Genomic DNA, 17,067 nt, shown 5'->3' on the forward strand with positions numbered 1-17,067 from the left:
GGTTTAAGAAACATGCCACATATTGGGCAGTCACTTTTTTCAACATCTCTTACTTCTGGATGCATAGGACAAATATAAATCGTGCCGTTATAATTTTCCGGTATCTTGTCGTACTTATTGCCTTCGACAGACTTTAACTCAGTACTATTATTAGCATCCGCTCCATGACAATGCGCATGACTATCTTCATGGTTGTTGGATTCAGCAACCTCGTCTTCAGGTTTAAGAAACATGCCACATATTGGGCAGTCACTTTTTTCAACATCTCTTACTTCTGGATGCATAGGACAAATATAGACCGTACCGCTATAATTTTCCGGTACTTTATCGTACTGACCACCTTTGATAGATTTTTCATCGGCAATATGTTTCATAAAACCACTCCTTGAAGACAATAAATAAAGCTTTTAAAGCACAATCATCAACCTTTAATTGCTATTCATCTAATTACTAATCTAGATATCTCGAAAATTAAGTTTCAATTGGAACTTAATCTTTATTACGCAAATATTTGAGTAAGGCCATAATAGTCAATATCAGTACCGCAAAAACCAGTACTGTAAACAATAAGGAGATAATAGATTCTCCCCAACCCATACCGTGCATCGATCCATTCATCATGCCGTGCATAGTCCCGTTCATCATACCGTGCATCATAATAACCATTACAAGGACTCCTTATTTGTTATTTCCTTAGTATAAGTAATGATATAGTGCTAGTGTGTGAACGTACACCTCTCAATAGTCTGCTTACTTAATAACACCTAATACAAAGTGCTCAAAATTTGTGACTGCCTATTCCAACTCATCAATAAGCGCTTGCATCTCACCGATTTCACGCTTTTGTGCTTCGATAATGTCATCAGCAAGCTGGCGTACACGTGGATCTTCGATATCAGCACGCGAACTGGTCAAAATAGCAATCGAGTGATGCGGTATCATCGCCTGCATCCAATCCACTTGATCGACCGTTTGTTGTGATCTAACGCCCCATAAACCAAAGGCAAATAGCACGACACTAATCCCATAAACCATTAGATTGACCTTAGTCTTTTTATACATATTGGTCATAAAGGCGAGCATAATAATAGCCATCATAGCGCCCATATATAACGCCATATAAGCTCTGGTTTCGCTAAAATAAACGTGATCCCATTGATAAGTATTAAAATACATCATGATAAACATCACGACTGTCGATGTTAAAATCATGATTGTGAACTTTACATAAGGGTTCATTTGCTTCTGTTTATTATCCATATGGTTATTCATATTCTTGTCCTTAATTTAGTAAAAAGGCACCTAAATAAAGAGGTGCCTTTTTTTAGAGCTAGTGTTATAAACTGTTGTTACTTACATGGTTAACACTAGAACCAAAATTTCACACCAGCTGTAACGCTACTAGAATCAACAGCTTCGTCTTCTTGACGTCGCAAATCTCTTGCGTTGCCTAAAGCGGTCTCATAGCTGATACCCACATAAGGCGCGAGCTGACGACTTAACATCTCGTAAGTAAGCCTAACGTCAGCCCCAAACTCATTAAAGCCTTTAGTAATATGGTTATCTGTATCATCTTTGCTAAATGCCGTCAGCTCTACTTCTGGAATCACTACCCAATGTTGATCTAAGCGCCACTCATACTCCGCACCTAGATCTAGACGAACTTGCCCATCAGTATATAAATAAGCTCTAGCATCGGTTTCGATGAAGTAAGGTGCAGTGCCTGCAATACCAGCCATCACGGCAGATTTATCATTTTCGGTATCATAAGCAACACCGGCTTCCCCATTCCAAAAAATACTAAGTGGCTTCCAGTAAGATAGTGAGGTTAAGCTATCAATTTCTTTATCATCTTTAGTTTGGATACTACCTTCGCTACGTAGCGTTACGCGGTTGCTGTCTGTACCGTACCACGTATCAAACTCATAATTGATTTGATCATCGTCAAATTGATAGCCCAGATCGTCTACTGATACGCCCCATAACGGTAAGCTACCCATCATCACAGGCTTACCAAAGCGACCATAGGGAACACCGTTTGAATAGTCAGGACTGCGAGCATCAGCTGGAGCTTTACCACCTTGCATACCTGACATATCCATACTGCCATGGTCCATGCCTGACATATCCATACTGCCATGGTCCATGCCTGACATATCCATACTGCCATGGTCCATGCCTGACATATCCATGCCACTGTGATCCATATCCGACATGTCCATACCAGACATATCCATTTTGCTATGATCCATATCCGACATGCTCATACCAGACATATCCATGCTGCTGTGATCCATATCTGACATATCCATACCAGACATGTCCATACTGCCATGATCCATGTTCGACATCTCAGCAGCGTTTGCTAAAGGTGACATTAGTAGCATCAAAGATGACATGCCAATAAACGGTAGACCTACTTTATATATTTTCATAATAAGGCTCATATTCGAAGGTTTATTAAACAACGGCAACTTCTCTAAACATCCCTGCTTCCATGTGATAGAGCAAGTGGCAATGCCATGCCCATCTGCCAGCTTCTCCGGTGACATCAAAGCTTATCTTTTGTGCAGGCTGTACCATTATCGTATGCTTACGTACTTGAAACTCACCTGAAGGCATCCGCAGATCGCTCCACATACCATGCAAATGCATGGGATGATTCATCATGGTGTCATTGACTAAGGTAATACGTACGCGCTCGTTGGGCTTAATATTGACCGGTGCGGCATCTTTGAACATAACCCCGTCTAGAGCCCAAATATAGCGCTCCATGTTTCCCGTCAGATGTATTTCAATCTCTCTGGTGGGTTTGCGCTGCTCTGCCATTATCTCATCGCCGACAGAGCGCAACTGACTATAATTCAAAACCTTTCTATCAATGTTACGTAGATTAATACCAGGGTCATCAAGGTTCATACGCGGACTATCAACGCGCATATCGGACTTAAAGTCATATTCTGTTTTGGCATGTTTAGCGTTATAGCCATTCGATCCCATGGCGCCCATCATGTCGGCCATCGTCAGCCATTCGATTTTGTCCATAGCAGGTATCGCAGGACGAGCACCTTTTTTGGTAGCAAGCGTTGTCGCAACATAGCCTGACCGATCTATGTTTTGAGCAAATATGGTATGCGCGTCTTTAGTGGGCGTCACGATGACATCATAAGTCTCGGCCACCCCAATACGGAAATCATCGATATCGACGGGACTGACATCAATCCCATCCGTCGCGACGACTTTCATTTTTAGGCCGGGGATGCGTACATCAAATATCGTCTGCGCTGAACCATTAATAAAACGTAGTTTGACAGGCTGTCCAGCCTTGACAAGTTGCGTCCAGTTAGCCGCTGTGGTTTTACCATTCATCAGATAGGTAAAGGTTTTTTCACCAGACAGATCAGTAAAGTCTGTCGGCATCATCCGCATCTGATTCCACATTTTGCGCTTATCAAAAGCAGCTTTTAGATCTGTTGCGGCAATATCGGACAGTAGCTTTTTAAAATCTGGTAAATGATAATTATCAAAGTCTGCGCGTTGCTTTAATAGTTTAACCAAGTTGTGCGGGTCACGGTGCGTCCAATCACTGAGCAAAATGACATGGTCTTCCTCGATAGGATGACGTTCGCGCCCTTTCGGCTCAATGACGATGGCCCCGCGCATACCGGTTTGTTCTTGGAATCCAGTGTGCGAGTGATACCAATAAGTGCCAGATTGTTTCAGCGTAAATTTATACGTAAAGGTGCTATTTGCTGGTATACCATCAAAACTAATGCCGGGCACGCCATCCATCTCAAACGGTACTAGTAGACCATGCCAATGAATAGAGGTCGACTCATTCATTTGGTTATGGACGCGTATCACTACCGTATCGCCCTCGCGCATTTTTAGCGTTGGCGCTGGTAATGAGTCATTAATGAGCGTCGCCGTGCTTGACTTGCCATCAACAATGATGGGTTTTTTGCTGACATAAAGATCAAACTCTTTGCCTGTCAGTATGGGTACTTTATGATCGGGTTTATCACTGTTAATAGTAGCGCCCTGACTGCCTGAGCGACTCGATTGTCCCAATGCGCTACTAGCAATAGTCGGCATCAATGAAGCACCAAGGACAGCAGAGGATCCGGTTAAAAAACGTCGGCGGTTCAGTATGTTCTGTTTATTCATAATGATGACCTAATTTAATTTGAGAGATGGTGGTTAAGCTTATAGTTATAATATTTTCGATATTTAACAGAATCTATTCACATCTAAGCCAACACTACAGCTGCTGCTGAGGAGACTCAATAGCAGCATAGGCTTCTGTGGTGCCGTCTTTATTAAGCTGCATTACCTTATAAGGCATGAATTTACCTTCATACTCCATACCGGGGCTACCAACCGGCATACTCGGTACGGCAAGTCCAATAGCTTGTGCAGGAGGATTTGCTAAGAATTCAGCCATGTGTTTAGCAGGGACATGCCCTTCAAAGACAAAACCGTCGGTGGTAACGGTGGTATGACAAGAGCGCATTTGCTGTGGTACGCCATAACGCTCCTTAAATAAGGATAGATCTTCCACATCGTGCGTGGTTGCACTTAATCCATTGTTTTTTGCATAGCCTACCCATTCTTTACAGCAGCCGCAGTTGGCATCTTTATAAACCGTGGCTGAGACGTTTTTGAGTAATGATGACGAGCTGTTAACGGGAGCATTTGTAGGAGCAGAACTTTCATTTTGTACTTGTGCATTCTGGGTAGCAGACTGTTCAACCTTTACTGGTTGAGAATCAGAGCCACTGGTATTAGATTGGCTGCAAGCGGCTAGCGTTAACGAGAGTGACGATGTCACCACCAATAAAAGGACACGACCGGATAACCAGCTATGTCCATTAGAAAGCACATGTGTGTAATGTCTCATTAAATTACTCCTAAACGTCTATTGTTATGCTCGATATTCTAAAAACTTACACCCTATATTTGAATTCTTATGTACTTAACTAAAAACATTAAATGCAGCACTGTTCAGTACTGCATTATTAATAGCGACAACCGTGAGTTAGGAGGCTTTCATATCTAGAAAGTATTAATGCTGCATTCCAGATCCATCATCCGACATATTCATATCACCATCAAATGACATGTCCATCATATCGCCATCTATCCTAGTGGTTAGCATCGTGTACTGAGCTTCATCTAATTCAGGTAACGATCTGATAAAAGCAACCATTGCCCACATTCTAGCGTCATCATGGGACGCGCCCCACGCAGGCATTCCAGATGCCATAATACCGTGCTTGATTGCCCAAAAGCTTTGCTTTGCACCGTCTTCTGTTTGATAACGTTTGACAATATCAGCCTTGGTAAAGTTGGGCGGCTTTGGATATAAGTCCTCACTAAAGTCAGTTTGTGCCACTCCCGGAGACAAGTGACAGCCTGCACACATATCCTTATAGTCCGCGCCACCAGAACTGATTAGCTCAACCTTCTCTAAATCTGGTACCACAATATCTTTACTGGCATTTTCTATGGAACGATTGCGAGCAGTTTCTAAAAAGCTAAACATCATTGGGCTATGCTCTTGGTCAGCTCCCACATTGACAACGCCACTAGTAACAACCGCAAACACGCTAACGATTGCCACAAATACGGTAAAGAGCGCACCCAATAAAAATTGCATATGTTTTCCTAAAAATTTATTTCCGTTAAGTGTTGACTGCTATTTAACAGAGCTAAAATTTTTAAGATTTACTGTCGTTAGTAACGCAGTGTTTTTGGTACATTTGCTTCATTTTACCCATGTTAGCCATCATCGCTTTCATGGCAGGATCGCTCATGTCCATCTTGCTATGATCCATTTTTCCCATCATATCCATATGCTTTTGCATTTTTTCACAGTTCATTTGATCTTTTTCAGCATGCATTTTAGGGTCATGCGCCATAGCTGAGGTCGATACGACAAGAGCGATGGCCGTCATTGCGATTGATTTAGACAGTAATTTAAATTGTGACATGATTAATTCCTATTGTTTGGATTAAAGGTTATTGAGTTCAATAGCTGTTAAACCAGCCTAAATGATACATCATTCATTCTGACTGGCAGATGACGTTAAGATTACAATGCTGTCATTCTCACTGCTTTAGATTCTAATGCGCGATATATTCATTTAATATGGCTTCAGCATTTCTATCACGATCGCTACCATATTTTTTTACAAAATACTTTTCAGACTGCAAATGTTGATCTTGATGTTGAACCTGACAAGCCACTCTGGCGTCGACATAACTTTTCTTTTGCTCTTTGGACATTTGTGCATCATTATGATCTGCGTTTCTTGCAAAACTAGTGAGCGCATCACAATTACCGAGAACAGAAGCATCTAAGTTTGTGGTATGCGCATTGGCCGCTGACATGCCCACTAACATCGATACTGAAAGCAAAGCTGCTTTTTTTAATGAACTATAATTTTTCATATAAGACCCTTTAAAGATAAATAACAAACTGTTTAAGTAGGATAATTGCTTTACTCGTAGAGGCAGTCTGTATCAGAGACAAGCCAATATGCGGCGTTGATTTAGAATACTAAATGGTGGCTGACAGCTAGATGACACGGATATTACATGTTCGTTAGGAACAGCATAATATTGTCATCTTCTTGTCATTAAAACCAAATACCAGCATCTGTCTCTATCCAAAGAACACTGTTATAACAAGGGTTCCTGATAAATATATGGCTGATAAGCTAACAATGTTAGTGATACGCTGTTGACAACTATAATGATATAAAGGTAAGCAACGATGAAAGTACTGTTAGTAGAAGATGAGAAAAACCTTGGAGAATATATTAAGAAAGGCTTAACTGAGGCCGGTTTCATCGTGGATCATCACATGACAGGTTTAGATGGCTATCATGCGTTAATGACTGAAGATTTTAGTGTGGTTTTGATGGATGTCATGCTACCTGACGTCAGTGGCTTTGAGTTGGTACAGCGCTACCGAGCTGCTGGAAAGCATACGCCAGTTTTATTTTTAACGGCTAAAGATGATTTAAGCGATCGGATCAAAGGTATTGAAATTGGTGGCGATGATTATCTGACCAAGCCTTTTGCTTTTGCCGAGCTAATTGTCCGAATAAAAAGCCTATTGCGGCGTGCCAATCAATCAGACTATAAAAGCTCTGTCATACATATGGCTGACCTAAAAATGGATATTGCTAAACGCACTGTATATAGAGGCGATACCAACATAAAATTGACTGCTAAAGAATTTGCTTTATTACAACTTTTCTTAGAACGTCAAGGTGAGGTACTGCCACGCACTGTGATTGCCTCACAAGTATGGGACATAAATTTTGACAGTGATACAAATGTCATTGACGTCGCTATAAGACGGCTACGGATAAAAATCGATGATGGTTTTGACACCAAGCTTATTCACACAGTACGCGGTATGGGCTATCGATTAGAGCCACTGAATGTCGGAGCAGACAGTAGCATGGGCGACGATGACACCAACAAAGATGATCTAAAATAAAATGAGAGATAAATTTAAGAATCGACGCTGGCCTTTGTTATGGCGTACTGTTTTTTTACTGACAATATTTGTTGTTATCTCTCAAGTTGTTATTTATATATGGGTTCAGCGCTCTGTTAACGAGCACTTTGAGCAAATGGACTCAGAGATTATTACCCATGCAGCTTTTAACCTGCGTAAACGCATGGTGAATTTTAACGATCACATAGAACCTTTTACAGTGTCAAAGTCGCAAGCGCTAATTGATGCCAATCATCTACATTCTTCTTGGTTAGACTATGATTTAAAAACGTTAATATCAGACAAAAACGGCAATTTATTGTCCAGCGATCCCAGTAATTTCATCAATGATCTACCGGCAGATTTTAGCTTGTTACAACTATTGCAGGACTATCGCGATCAGCAGTTTATGATCAAGATAAATAATAGGCATTACCGAGCCATTATCATTACACATCAAGAGGTTTTGGCATTTATTGCTCTACCTATCGATGTGCATCATCAATATCTTATCCAGTTTAATCGCCAGCTGAGCTTGATACTTATCGCCATTACCTTATTATTGGTTTCAGTAGCAGCACTAAGTGTACACTGGGGTTTTGCTCCCCTAGCTACTATCGTACAAAAGATGAAAGGCATTAATCTTCAAAGGTTAGATGAAAGAATTGTGGTTGGCGATATGCCGTTAGAATTACGTCCACTAACGGAGTCTTATAATTCTATGATGGTCAAGCTTGAAAGTAACCTTGAATCATTATCACGGTTTTCAGACAATATCGCCCATGAGCTACGTACGCCAATAGCGACGCTGAGTACGCAAACGCAAGTCATGTTAACTAAGCCAAGAGAAAGCGACGAATACATTGAGCAATTGCATCATCAGCATGATACGTTAAAGCAGTTATCCGCCATGATTAACGATATGTTATTACTGGCAAAAACTCAAAAAGAGCTGAGTGATTCGCAAATCAGTCATGTCGATATAGAGAGCTTGATCACAAAGCTTATAGATTATTATGAGATGATTGCTGAGGATCGTGAGATAATCTTTGAAAAATCGGGTGATTTTAAAACAGTACTAGGTGATAAAGGCTTATTGCAACGGCTGTTTGCCAACCTGATGTCAAATGCGATTTATTATGCGGCTAGTAATAGCACTATTATGATATCCGCTACTGTCCTCACTTCAAGCACCTCGCTTAATGCGCCAAAAGACGATATTCAATCCCCAGAGCAGCTCTGGTTAAGAATAACTATGACCAACCGTCTAGACAAACCATTAAATCAGATTGAAGCCGATAAACTGTTTGAGCGATTCTATCGTCATGATAAAACGAATACGATGCATTCAGGAACAGGCTTAGGCTTAGGCTTATCTATTGTGCAAGCTATCGCCAATGCTCATAATGGCAAAGTTAGTATTACTATCAAAGATGAGTGTCTTTTTGAGGTTGCTGTAAAGTTGTTGATTGCCAGGTAGTAAATACCTTCATACTGTCTATGAACCGCTCAGATTAGATCGAAGGCGAGTTTACTTGGAAGGTCTCTCTATCCATAAGATGAGATTCTGACTTGCGATAGTTGTACTTTTCAATTGTTGGACAAAAAATTTCTTATATAAGCCTATTTCATACATTCTGTTACCAATAATTATGATGCCTTTATGATGATTCATCCTCAGTATGATCCCGTAGCGCTTTCCTTGGGTCCATTGGAAGTGCACTGGTATGGGCTAATGTATTTGCTAGCCTTTGCTGCCGCTTACGGTTTGGCTTGGTATCGCAGTACCAAACGCGACAATTGGACCACCGACATGGTCTCTGACTTAGTCTTTTATGGCGCGCTTGGTGTCATCTTAGGCGGTCGTATTGGCTATGTGCTGTTTTATCAGTTCGGTGAATTACTCCAAAACCCTGCCTATATATTAAAAGTCTGGGAAGGCGGTATGTCTTTCCACGGCGGCTTTATCGGCGTCATGCTAGGTATGTGGTTCTTTGCCCGTAAATATAAAAAGACTACCTTTCAAGTATTCGATTTTATCGTTCCTTGTGTACCAACCGGCTTACTGTTTGGGCGTATCGGCAACTATATCAATGGCGAATTATGGGGTCGCGTCTCAGACGGTGGCTATAACTGGCTGACCTACTTTCCGCAAGCCGCGGCGTTTGATATGGAGCAATTACAGAGCAATCCACAATTGCAAGAATTGATGATTGAAGTCAATGGTCAATACATATTGCCTCGTCATCCATCACAGCTATATGAAGCCTTTGCCGAAGGTCTGCTGCTATTTATATTCTTATGGTGGTATTCATCAAAACCACGTCCACGTATGGCCGCCTCCGCTGTATTCTTACTAGGCTATGGCATCAGCCGCTTTATCATTGAATTCTTCCGCCAGCCAGATGCTGACCAAGGATTCATATTATTAGGTTGGATGACCAAAGGGCAAATCTTAAGCGCGCCGATGATTATCGCCGGCTTAATCATGCTGATTTATGCTTACAAACGCGGTATTTATGATTGGGGTAAGCAGTCTGCATATTAGAAATAAGTGTCGAGGTGCATGAACAAATAAATATAAATGCAGTTCTAACAAGATACATTCCATTTGCAGAATTAATACCTATGTTAGTACAAGGATTTTTATTCCTAAACCTAATTTTTTCATCAGATAGTGGAACTTCAAAAGCTAAAAATAAATTTGGATATGTAACTTTTTATGTCAATGTAACCTATTTTAGATGTTATCTGTCTTTAAAATAACCAATTTCTTAGAAATTAATACAAGGAACTACATGATGTATCGCAACAATTACGTAAGATTACATAGTTCCTTAGCGAATTAAAATTCATATTGACACTATAAATTAGTATATTATTTTAATAATTGGTTAAACCCTATATAGCATAATTACTTCACCCACTAAAAAAACGTTTGAGGATTAAATCTAAATTAAGGATTTAATCCTCAAACGTTTTTTTCTGCTTATCAAACAGGAGATATTGTTGTCAGGTTGGTCAGCTATATTCTATAAATGTTACACGAAATTACATTATAAAATAGGTATTTTTTATCATTTTATAAGCTTAAAAAGAGCTTTTATCAGATTTTTATTAGTGATGACATGCTTTACAGCCTATGCTAAAGTCCGATTTGTGTTTTGGCTAACAGTTTGACTTCCAATAAATTTATAAGGTTTTAGCGAAATCGTTGATAATGCCGGCCGCCTATGGAATAAGGGTTTGCAGCATAATTATTAGTCACCACAATGTGTATATTCTTGAGTTGTTGAGATTTAATTGACTGCTCTGTTATGGACAACAGACCATTTTGAATTAACCGTAGGTATTAGATTTATGAAACAGGCCTTATTGATTTTGTCAGTACTGGGTATGGGCATAGCACAAACGAGTACTGCTGCTGTAACGACCTTTCAAACAAGTAATAATATAACCAATATTTCTGCGGCATCAAACTACAGTTCGTCAAAAAATATTTATAGCACCAAAAGTGGTGCTTATGTTTCTAGCAATGATGAAATCAGTCAAGCAATTAGCAACTTAAGTGCGCAGGCTCAACAAAAAGAGAAACAGCTTTCGTTATCAAGTAGCCGCTTATATGCTGAAAGACAACAGCAGCAAGTCAATACTATCCCTGATAGCAATTCAGCACCCGCTATCGCTGCTGCTCGCGCTTCACGAGTGGCTCTATCTAGCAGCTCTGGATACTGTGCCCGTTACGTACGTAAAGCACTACAATCAGCTGGTTATGAGTTCACTCCAAATCCTTCAGCCTATCAGTACGCTACTCGTGGCACACTTGATAAAGCAGGTTTCAGCAAAATCAGCAATGATATGCCAACCCAAGTAGGTGATGTTATTGTCTATGATCGCTCATCAAAGCGTCCACATGGCCATATTCAAATTTTCGATGGTACAGATTGGATTTCTGACTTCCGTCAGAACAGTATCAGCCCATACAGTGGTGTCTATGCTTATACGACATGGCGTGATTCAAAATATGTGGATGACGCATCCGCATCAGATCGTAATATCTACCTTGCTATGAATGATAAATAAGACCTGAGAAGTCAGCACAACATATTTATTGCTTTTCTCCAACCCAGTAGTGATCTTACTATCATTGCTGGGTTTTTTTGTGCTTAACATCAGGGTGTATTTAACCTTTCATGATTTGATCAGTCAGAAATAGACACTACTGATATCATTACTCATTACAAGAATTATCGGCAAGCGCGTTTAAGATGCCACATGATACCGCTTGTGCACTACCTGCACATTTCTGGCGCAAAACTGAGAAATTTTTGGATTGCTAGCATTACAAGACAAATTACGAAACGACGCTCATGAAGATGTGGCTTAGCTCAAAGCGTATGGGTAAACCACCCCGAGTTCGTCGTACTCTCTAAGACTGTTTAGTCTCCGAAAACCTGAGGCGGTTCAGATGGTTTTTTGAGAGATTATGACACTCTCAAAGCGATTTGAAGTACTTGAGAAAGTTGATTATGATAGCACCTAAAGATTTACCAGAGTCATATCGAAAGACTAAACAAAAAAATGCCTCTGGGAGTTGACTCCTAGAGGCATTTAGTTTTTAATGTAGCTAACGGTTACAGAGTGCGTCAACACCCTGTAACGAACAAATAAGCATACGCAGTGCGTTATTTGAACAGCATTAAATGCCCGTGTAGGTGCATTTTATCCAAAAACTGCTTTCATATCAACCTTATTCACTATACATTTTAAAAACTGCTTGTTCGCTCGTTACATCCTTGTGCTGCTCTCTTTGTACCCGTTACCCGTCAAATGGGTGGCAGGCCTCGGCGACGACTGCGTTTGACACAGGGGTAAGCTCTCGACAGGGGGTTCTAGACATATTGAGCAACGCAATGAGTGGTTACTCGTGCATATCGTAGCGGTATATTGGGTTTATGCCCTTGCTAGCGTATGACAGCACAGTAGCGGTTAAGAGCGTGTCTAGGCGGTGCTATCAGCCGTAATCTTAACAACCGTAGCTTGATACAGTGATACGGTCTTGATGACGCGATGGGCGATGAAGTCGGCATGACTAATCACATCAAATCCAAGGAATGCACTAAAGCGATTGTGAGTATTTTATCTACTCATAATCGCTTTAGGGTGAGTGTTCCTTGAAATCTGCTCAAGGCTCCAAAATCAGCATAAATTCACTTAGGCTAATTTAAGTAGTATATAGCCCACTCGGCTATATACTATAAGAGTCCAGAGAAAAATTTAGAATAGTTATTATACAGCAGTCACTTATTCAGTGAGTCGATATTGTCATGGTTGATTCATAAGCTTAGTGTGAATAGAACGAGATCTATGCCTTGGGTAAACTACCTCCCAAACTTATAACTGTTCTTTATCTTGAAATCCTAATTAAACTGAAACCTCGAATACTTTTATTTAGTCAGCATCCAAAGTATTATCTTTGTTTTGAATAAGTATTAGAGCATCTTGTGCTTTCTTAAGTTGATCTTGTAACAGAGTCACTTGTTCCTGCTTTGATAAATGACGGCTTGATAGCTCGCTATATTGTTTATTCAATACGCTATGCTCGGCTTCAAGCTTAGCCTGAGTTTGAGTCAGCTGATTATTAAGTCCTGATAGCTTGTCACGTTCAGCGGTGACTGCCTTTAACTCTCCTTTGATCTCTGCGGTAGCCGTTTGTATATCATTCCGCTCAGTGGTGACTGCCTTTAGCTCTGACTTAGTATTTTTAAGTTCAATCTTTAAACGTGCAATCTCTGCCTTATCACTATCAGCTGTGGCTTTAAGCGTGGCTACCTCACCAAGACTGCTAGTCAGCTCTATAGATTGCTTATCTAATGCATTACTCACCTCTGCAAGCTGTGATTGCGCGGTCTTAGCCTTAGTGCGTTCAAGCTCTAATTCATGCCTAGTATCTAATAGCGTCTGTTTGGTAGCGTCATGGTCAGCTGTGGCTTGCTGTGCGCTTTTAGTTGCTGTTTCCGCAGTGCCGGTCACCTCGTCCAGTTGCTGTAGTAAATCCGCTTGTTCCCCCTCCAAGGTCTTAACCGCTTCTTGCGCTTCGTCCATCTCTGCTTGTGCCTTGATCTTAACCACCTCTAAAGCTTCACGCTCTTTAGACAATCTATCATTAGCCATATCAATAGCCGTCTGCCACATATCAGCCCCAAGCGTGTGCAAGCGTTCTGTGATACCACTAGGTAAGTCTACTTGCTGTAGCTCTTGCTCTTCTTGCTGTTCTCGCTTCCAGCTTTGCATAGCATCACTGATAGTCGTGAATGATCCACCGCCTAGCGCCTTACGCACCTCTGCCAGTGTCGGCTTAACCCCTTGCTCTTGTAATTGGTCTGCTGCTGCATGAATATCTTGTATCGTGAGTGCCATGATTTTGTATCCCTTAATAGTATATTGTAGTATGTTGTATATAATACACTACAATATACAACATACTACAATATAGAATGTAAAAAAACCCCAAGTGATCTTGAGGTCACGGTCATTAAATTATAGTTAGTGATCCGCTAAGTATTCTTCTAGCGCATTATTGATCATTTCTTGATAGTCACCACCTGTTTGCTTGGCTCTATCCTTAAACTTGGCAATGATACTTGGGTTGATGACGCTCGCTTCAGCAGAGAACGCTTGCGGCTTAATACTGCCACGGATAGCGTTTGACCAATCCGTAACTTCTGGAATATCTGATAAATCAATATTGTCATCACTAAGCGTTGCTAAATATTCTAAGTCCGCTTGTTGCTTTGCCGTTAGTGGTGGTAAATCGTCTATTTGATAGCTAACCTTGTTCATATTGCCTCCTCTCACTCTTTGTGGCACGCCTAGCCGAGATAATGCGTATAACCTCGCCACCATCTATGTCTGTCTGCGTATGGGCTACTAATAAGACTGCTGTGCCGTCTATTGTACCCAGCGCCTGCCACCGCTCCTCACCATTTTCATACCTGTCTTGCTGACGCAGGCATAAAGGATCTAAAAAACCCGGGTAGCTGCCTCAAATGATAAACGGTGTTTGCACTGATTGGTGATGTTTTTTTGTTCATCCCATTCAAATCTAATACTCATCTTTTCTCTCAATCAGTATGCTCTTTATAGATTGGCAATTCATCTTGACTGACAGCTGCTACTTTCTGATACTCAAAAGATAGTGGCACTTTATTGGTTTGCGCCACTTGGGTCAAAAATAATTTGATCGCTTGAGACGGTGTTAATCCATAGCTTTCAAATACCGAAAAAGCATTTTCTTTTAGCTCTTGATCGAGCCTAATATTATAATTAGTTGTCGTCATAACATCACTTTTGGCTTATTTATGTACATATAATATAAGCCATTTGTATAGGCTACGCTAGCTCAATTACTCTTTTTTTCTTTGCTATGATTTCTGCTTAGGGAACGTATAGCCTATCGCCAGTAAGTGCTTTTTGTGGGTCTTTAAAAAAGCCTCATCTCTTAATTGAGTGTGTAACCAACTAATAACTTCTTGAGTGCTTTTACCTGATGGTGCGTAACTACCAAACGGTGAGTAGTTAGCCAACAAAGGGGCAAAACGATCAATTTGCTTAACGGTTAGAGGTGGGATATCTCTATCCTCATTATTCTGATTTAGGCCCTCCTGTCCTTTTTTCTTAGTTGGCTTGGCCTTGACGGTGAATGTCAAACCTGTAACTGTGCGTCCACGTTTGATGTTTTCATAGGTGATTTTGATGTCGGTTTTCTGATTAATTTCTTTTATGGGCCCATCAACTGCATTCTCTTTCAAATTGTTGATGCGCTCATACGACTTAGGCGTGCCAAGTTCTTGCCTATATTGATCTAAAGTCATAGAAAAACCACCCTTCCCCTCAGACTTTTTTGCTAGATGGTAAAGGTCTAACGAGTAAGTCAATTTGAGGTTTAAGATATCTTCTTTTAAATATTTAGTGTAAGGGTTGAGCTTATCAAAAACCTGAAGTAAGTATATTACCTCATCTGTAAAATGCATCGATATATAGCCATCTGCATATTTCGACCTGATTAGCCATTGAACCTCTGTATCATCACCATCCTTATCCTCATAAATGAATGTACGCTTCATTAATTTTTTGCTAGCTGATTTCATTTGCTTATAAGCCGAGTTTCTATCTATTCCGCTAAGCTTAGCAAATTCAGAAGACGCAACCTCTATCGGTGTTTTTTCAGTAGCATTATTAACCCTAACCAATGGGCTCGCTAGAATAATGATGCGCTTCTCATCAATAGACATCTCTCTAAAAGCTTGAGTAATTTTATTCTGCATAACAATCCATTTTTCAGGATATTTTTTTTCGTATAGCTCGACATCATTCATTATGACAACCTCATTATGCTAGTTACTTTAAGATACTAGCATAATGCGGGATAAAAGTAGCATTTAAACGGGATAAAAGTAGCATAATGCGGGATAAAAGTAGCATAATGCGGGATAAAAGTAGCATAATAGAGTGCGTAACCCTTTAATAGCAAAGCTTACAGACTGTCTAAAAGTCTTTAAAAGTTTTTAAAAGTAAAAAATATATTTTTATTTTAAATAATAAGGAAAAAACCAAAAAACCGACGGATTTAAGATGATAATTTGATCGACCAATCACTTGTAAAACTGATCAGTAGCTCAGAATGCAATTGTCCATTTACTTAATGTTATTCCACGTTCGCATGGTTCGGATCAAGCTTAGATCTTTGAAGATCTTCAAAAGTATGGTCAAAGATATTTTGAATATCTTCGTCTGTCATTCTGGACAACCCTGTTTTCACATTCTCAATATCAGTCTCATTTTTTGTAGATAGTTTGTCTTCATTTTCAGTAGCCATTATCGACACATCTGTAAACACTTATCAAACCGTTGCTAAAAAGCCTAGAAACCACTCTTATATACGTTTTACGCTCTGTCCGATACGATGGTAGCTAAAGCTATTCTAAAACGCTTAAAACAGCCGATAACCGTCTCCTAACCTTTCGCTAATTAGTAGACGATCCAGCTGTACCTTCAATTAGGCGATTTCTAGCAGCTACTGTGATGATGAATAAATATCAAGCAATGAACCGTGGTCACTGTCCTGACTGCTTTTAGGTGGTGTAAAGCTGCTTGGTGTTTCCTTAGCCTCACTTTGCATCTTATGAGCGATTGATTTTAAAAACTCACGGTGCTTTTTTAAACGAACGTACCTTTCATTATCATGGGCGTCTAAAAATATAGCTTGTAGTTCATGATTGTCATCATCGTCTAATGCGTTGGCCAACCACTCCCCCAACACCTGATGTGCCTCAAGTCTGTCCTGATTGATTTCTTTTTTAATAGCCTGTAACTGCTTTATCTTATCTGCGAATAGATCATCTGATATTACTGACATTATCTCATCCTTTTCTAGTCAACTATGATAGAGTTGATCCTAGCAGTGTACACATAGGGATGCAAGGTAGTAAAATACACAAGACCACATCGTTTCGTGGGCGCAGTAGTATTTTAACCCTCTGTTAAGAGCGAAC

General features: G+C 40.3%; 19 protein-coding genes and 1 pseudogene. 4 read left to right on the top strand and 16 right to left on the bottom strand.

The features are described 5' to 3' along the window. From I3254_RS00565 to I3254_RS00605, 9 genes are all read right to left on the bottom strand, one after another. Positions 1 to 374, bottom strand: a 374-nt coding sequence (locus tag I3254_RS00565; protein ID WP_269117477.1) for a heavy metal-binding domain-containing protein, incomplete at its 3' end; no start/stop codon positions are given. Positions 375 to 489: 115 nt separating this feature from the next. After that, positions 490 to 666, bottom strand: coding sequence for a hypothetical protein (locus I3254_RS00570; protein WP_238050471.1), 177 nt, complete (start codon positions 664 to 666; stop codon positions 490 to 492). 129 nt (positions 667 to 795) lie between these two features. Then, positions 796 to 1,272, bottom strand: coding sequence for a DUF305 domain-containing protein (locus tag I3254_RS00575; RefSeq protein ID WP_037059145.1), 477 nt, complete (start codon positions 1,270 to 1,272; stop codon positions 796 to 798). Between the two features lie 95 nt (positions 1,273 to 1,367). After that, positions 1,368 to 2,435, bottom strand: a complete 1,068-nt coding sequence (locus I3254_RS00580) for a copper resistance protein B (protein ID WP_238050472.1) — start codon at positions 2,433 to 2,435, stop codon at positions 1,368 to 1,370. 25 nt (positions 2,436 to 2,460) lie between these two features. Next, entirely contained in the window at positions 2,461 to 4,167 is a 1,707-nt protein-coding gene (locus I3254_RS00585; RefSeq protein WP_238050473.1) for a copper resistance system multicopper oxidase, read from the bottom strand. A gap of 94 nt (positions 4,168 to 4,261) precedes the next feature. After that, positions 4,262 to 4,900, bottom strand: coding sequence for a DUF411 domain-containing protein (locus I3254_RS00590; protein WP_238050474.1), 639 nt, complete (start codon positions 4,898 to 4,900; stop codon positions 4,262 to 4,264). 165 nt (positions 4,901 to 5,065) lie between these two features. Then, positions 5,066 to 5,659 carry a cytochrome c gene (locus I3254_RS00595; protein ID WP_238050475.1) on the bottom strand — a complete coding sequence of 198 codons (594 nt, stop codon included), beginning with the start codon at positions 5,657 to 5,659 and terminating at the stop codon, positions 5,066 to 5,068. A gap of 61 nt (positions 5,660 to 5,720) precedes the next feature. Further along, a complete protein-coding gene (locus tag I3254_RS00600; RefSeq protein ID WP_011959985.1) occupies positions 5,721 to 5,993 on the bottom strand; it encodes a hypothetical protein in 273 nt (90 codons plus the stop codon). 133 nt (positions 5,994 to 6,126) lie between these two features. After that, positions 6,127 to 6,453 carry a hypothetical protein gene (locus I3254_RS00605; RefSeq protein ID WP_011959984.1) on the bottom strand — a complete coding sequence of 109 codons (327 nt, stop codon included), beginning with the start codon at positions 6,451 to 6,453 and terminating at the stop codon, positions 6,127 to 6,129. A gap of 325 nt (positions 6,454 to 6,778) precedes the next feature. Between I3254_RS00605 and I3254_RS00610 the strand changes: the two genes are divergently transcribed. From I3254_RS00610 to I3254_RS00625, 4 genes are all read left to right on the top strand, one after another. After that, positions 6,779 to 7,513: a heavy metal response regulator transcription factor gene (locus I3254_RS00610; protein ID WP_238050476.1), complete on the top strand. Its 735-nt coding sequence runs from the start codon at positions 6,779 to 6,781 to the stop codon at positions 7,511 to 7,513. Between the two features lie 136 nt (positions 7,514 to 7,649). Beyond that, positions 7,650 to 8,993, top strand: a complete 1,344-nt coding sequence (locus I3254_RS00615; RefSeq protein ID WP_238050477.1) for an ATP-binding protein — start codon at positions 7,650 to 7,652, stop codon at positions 8,991 to 8,993. A gap of 183 nt (positions 8,994 to 9,176) precedes the next feature. Then, positions 9,177 to 10,061 carry a prolipoprotein diacylglyceryl transferase gene (gene lgt / locus I3254_RS00620; protein ID WP_011959981.1) on the top strand — a complete coding sequence of 295 codons (885 nt, stop codon included), beginning with the start codon at positions 9,177 to 9,179 and terminating at the stop codon, positions 10,059 to 10,061. A gap of 812 nt (positions 10,062 to 10,873) precedes the next feature. After that, on the top strand, positions 10,874 to 11,596 hold the full coding sequence (locus I3254_RS00625) for a CHAP domain-containing protein (protein WP_060492333.1): 723 nt from the start codon (positions 10,874 to 10,876) through the stop codon (positions 11,594 to 11,596). A gap of 1,368 nt (positions 11,597 to 12,964) precedes the next feature. Here the strand turns inward: I3254_RS00625 and I3254_RS00630 are convergent. The 7 genes and pseudogenes from I3254_RS00630 to I3254_RS00660 form a co-directional block, all read right to left on the bottom strand. Further along, entirely contained in the window at positions 12,965 to 13,933 is a 969-nt protein-coding gene (locus tag I3254_RS00630; protein WP_025652670.1) for a DNA-binding protein, read from the bottom strand. A 126-nt stretch (positions 13,934 to 14,059) separates the two neighbouring features. Beyond that, positions 14,060 to 14,356 carry a hypothetical protein gene (locus I3254_RS00635; protein WP_045448295.1) on the bottom strand — a complete coding sequence of 99 codons (297 nt, stop codon included), beginning with the start codon at positions 14,354 to 14,356 and terminating at the stop codon, positions 14,060 to 14,062. Then, positions 14,343 to 14,629, bottom strand: a pseudogene (locus tag I3254_RS00640) (BrnT family toxin). The gene I3254_RS00635 and the pseudogene I3254_RS00640 overlap by 14 nt, the downstream one beginning before the upstream one ends. Positions 14,630 to 14,637: 8 nt before the next feature. Further along, a complete protein-coding gene (locus tag I3254_RS00645; protein WP_045448298.1) occupies positions 14,638 to 14,853 on the bottom strand; it encodes a type II toxin-antitoxin system RelB/DinJ family antitoxin in 216 nt (71 codons plus the stop codon). 84 nt (positions 14,854 to 14,937) lie between these two features. Continuing rightward, positions 14,938 to 15,891: a replication initiation protein gene (locus I3254_RS00650; protein WP_045448300.1), complete on the bottom strand. Its 954-nt coding sequence runs from the start codon at positions 15,889 to 15,891 to the stop codon at positions 14,938 to 14,940. Positions 15,892 to 16,220: 329 nt separating this feature from the next. Further along, on the bottom strand, positions 16,221 to 16,391 hold the full coding sequence (locus I3254_RS00655; RefSeq protein ID WP_201608783.1) for a hypothetical protein: 171 nt from the start codon (positions 16,389 to 16,391) through the stop codon (positions 16,221 to 16,223). Between the two features lie 198 nt (positions 16,392 to 16,589). Next, positions 16,590 to 16,931 carry a hypothetical protein gene (locus I3254_RS00660; protein ID WP_201608784.1) on the bottom strand — a complete coding sequence of 114 codons (342 nt, stop codon included), beginning with the start codon at positions 16,929 to 16,931 and terminating at the stop codon, positions 16,590 to 16,592. Positions 16,932 to 17,067 lie beyond the last annotated feature (136 nt).

It is taken from the genome of Psychrobacter sp. Ps2 (genome assembly GCF_022129405.1).
Classification (GTDB): domain Bacteria; phylum Pseudomonadota; class Gammaproteobacteria; order Pseudomonadales; family Moraxellaceae; genus Psychrobacter.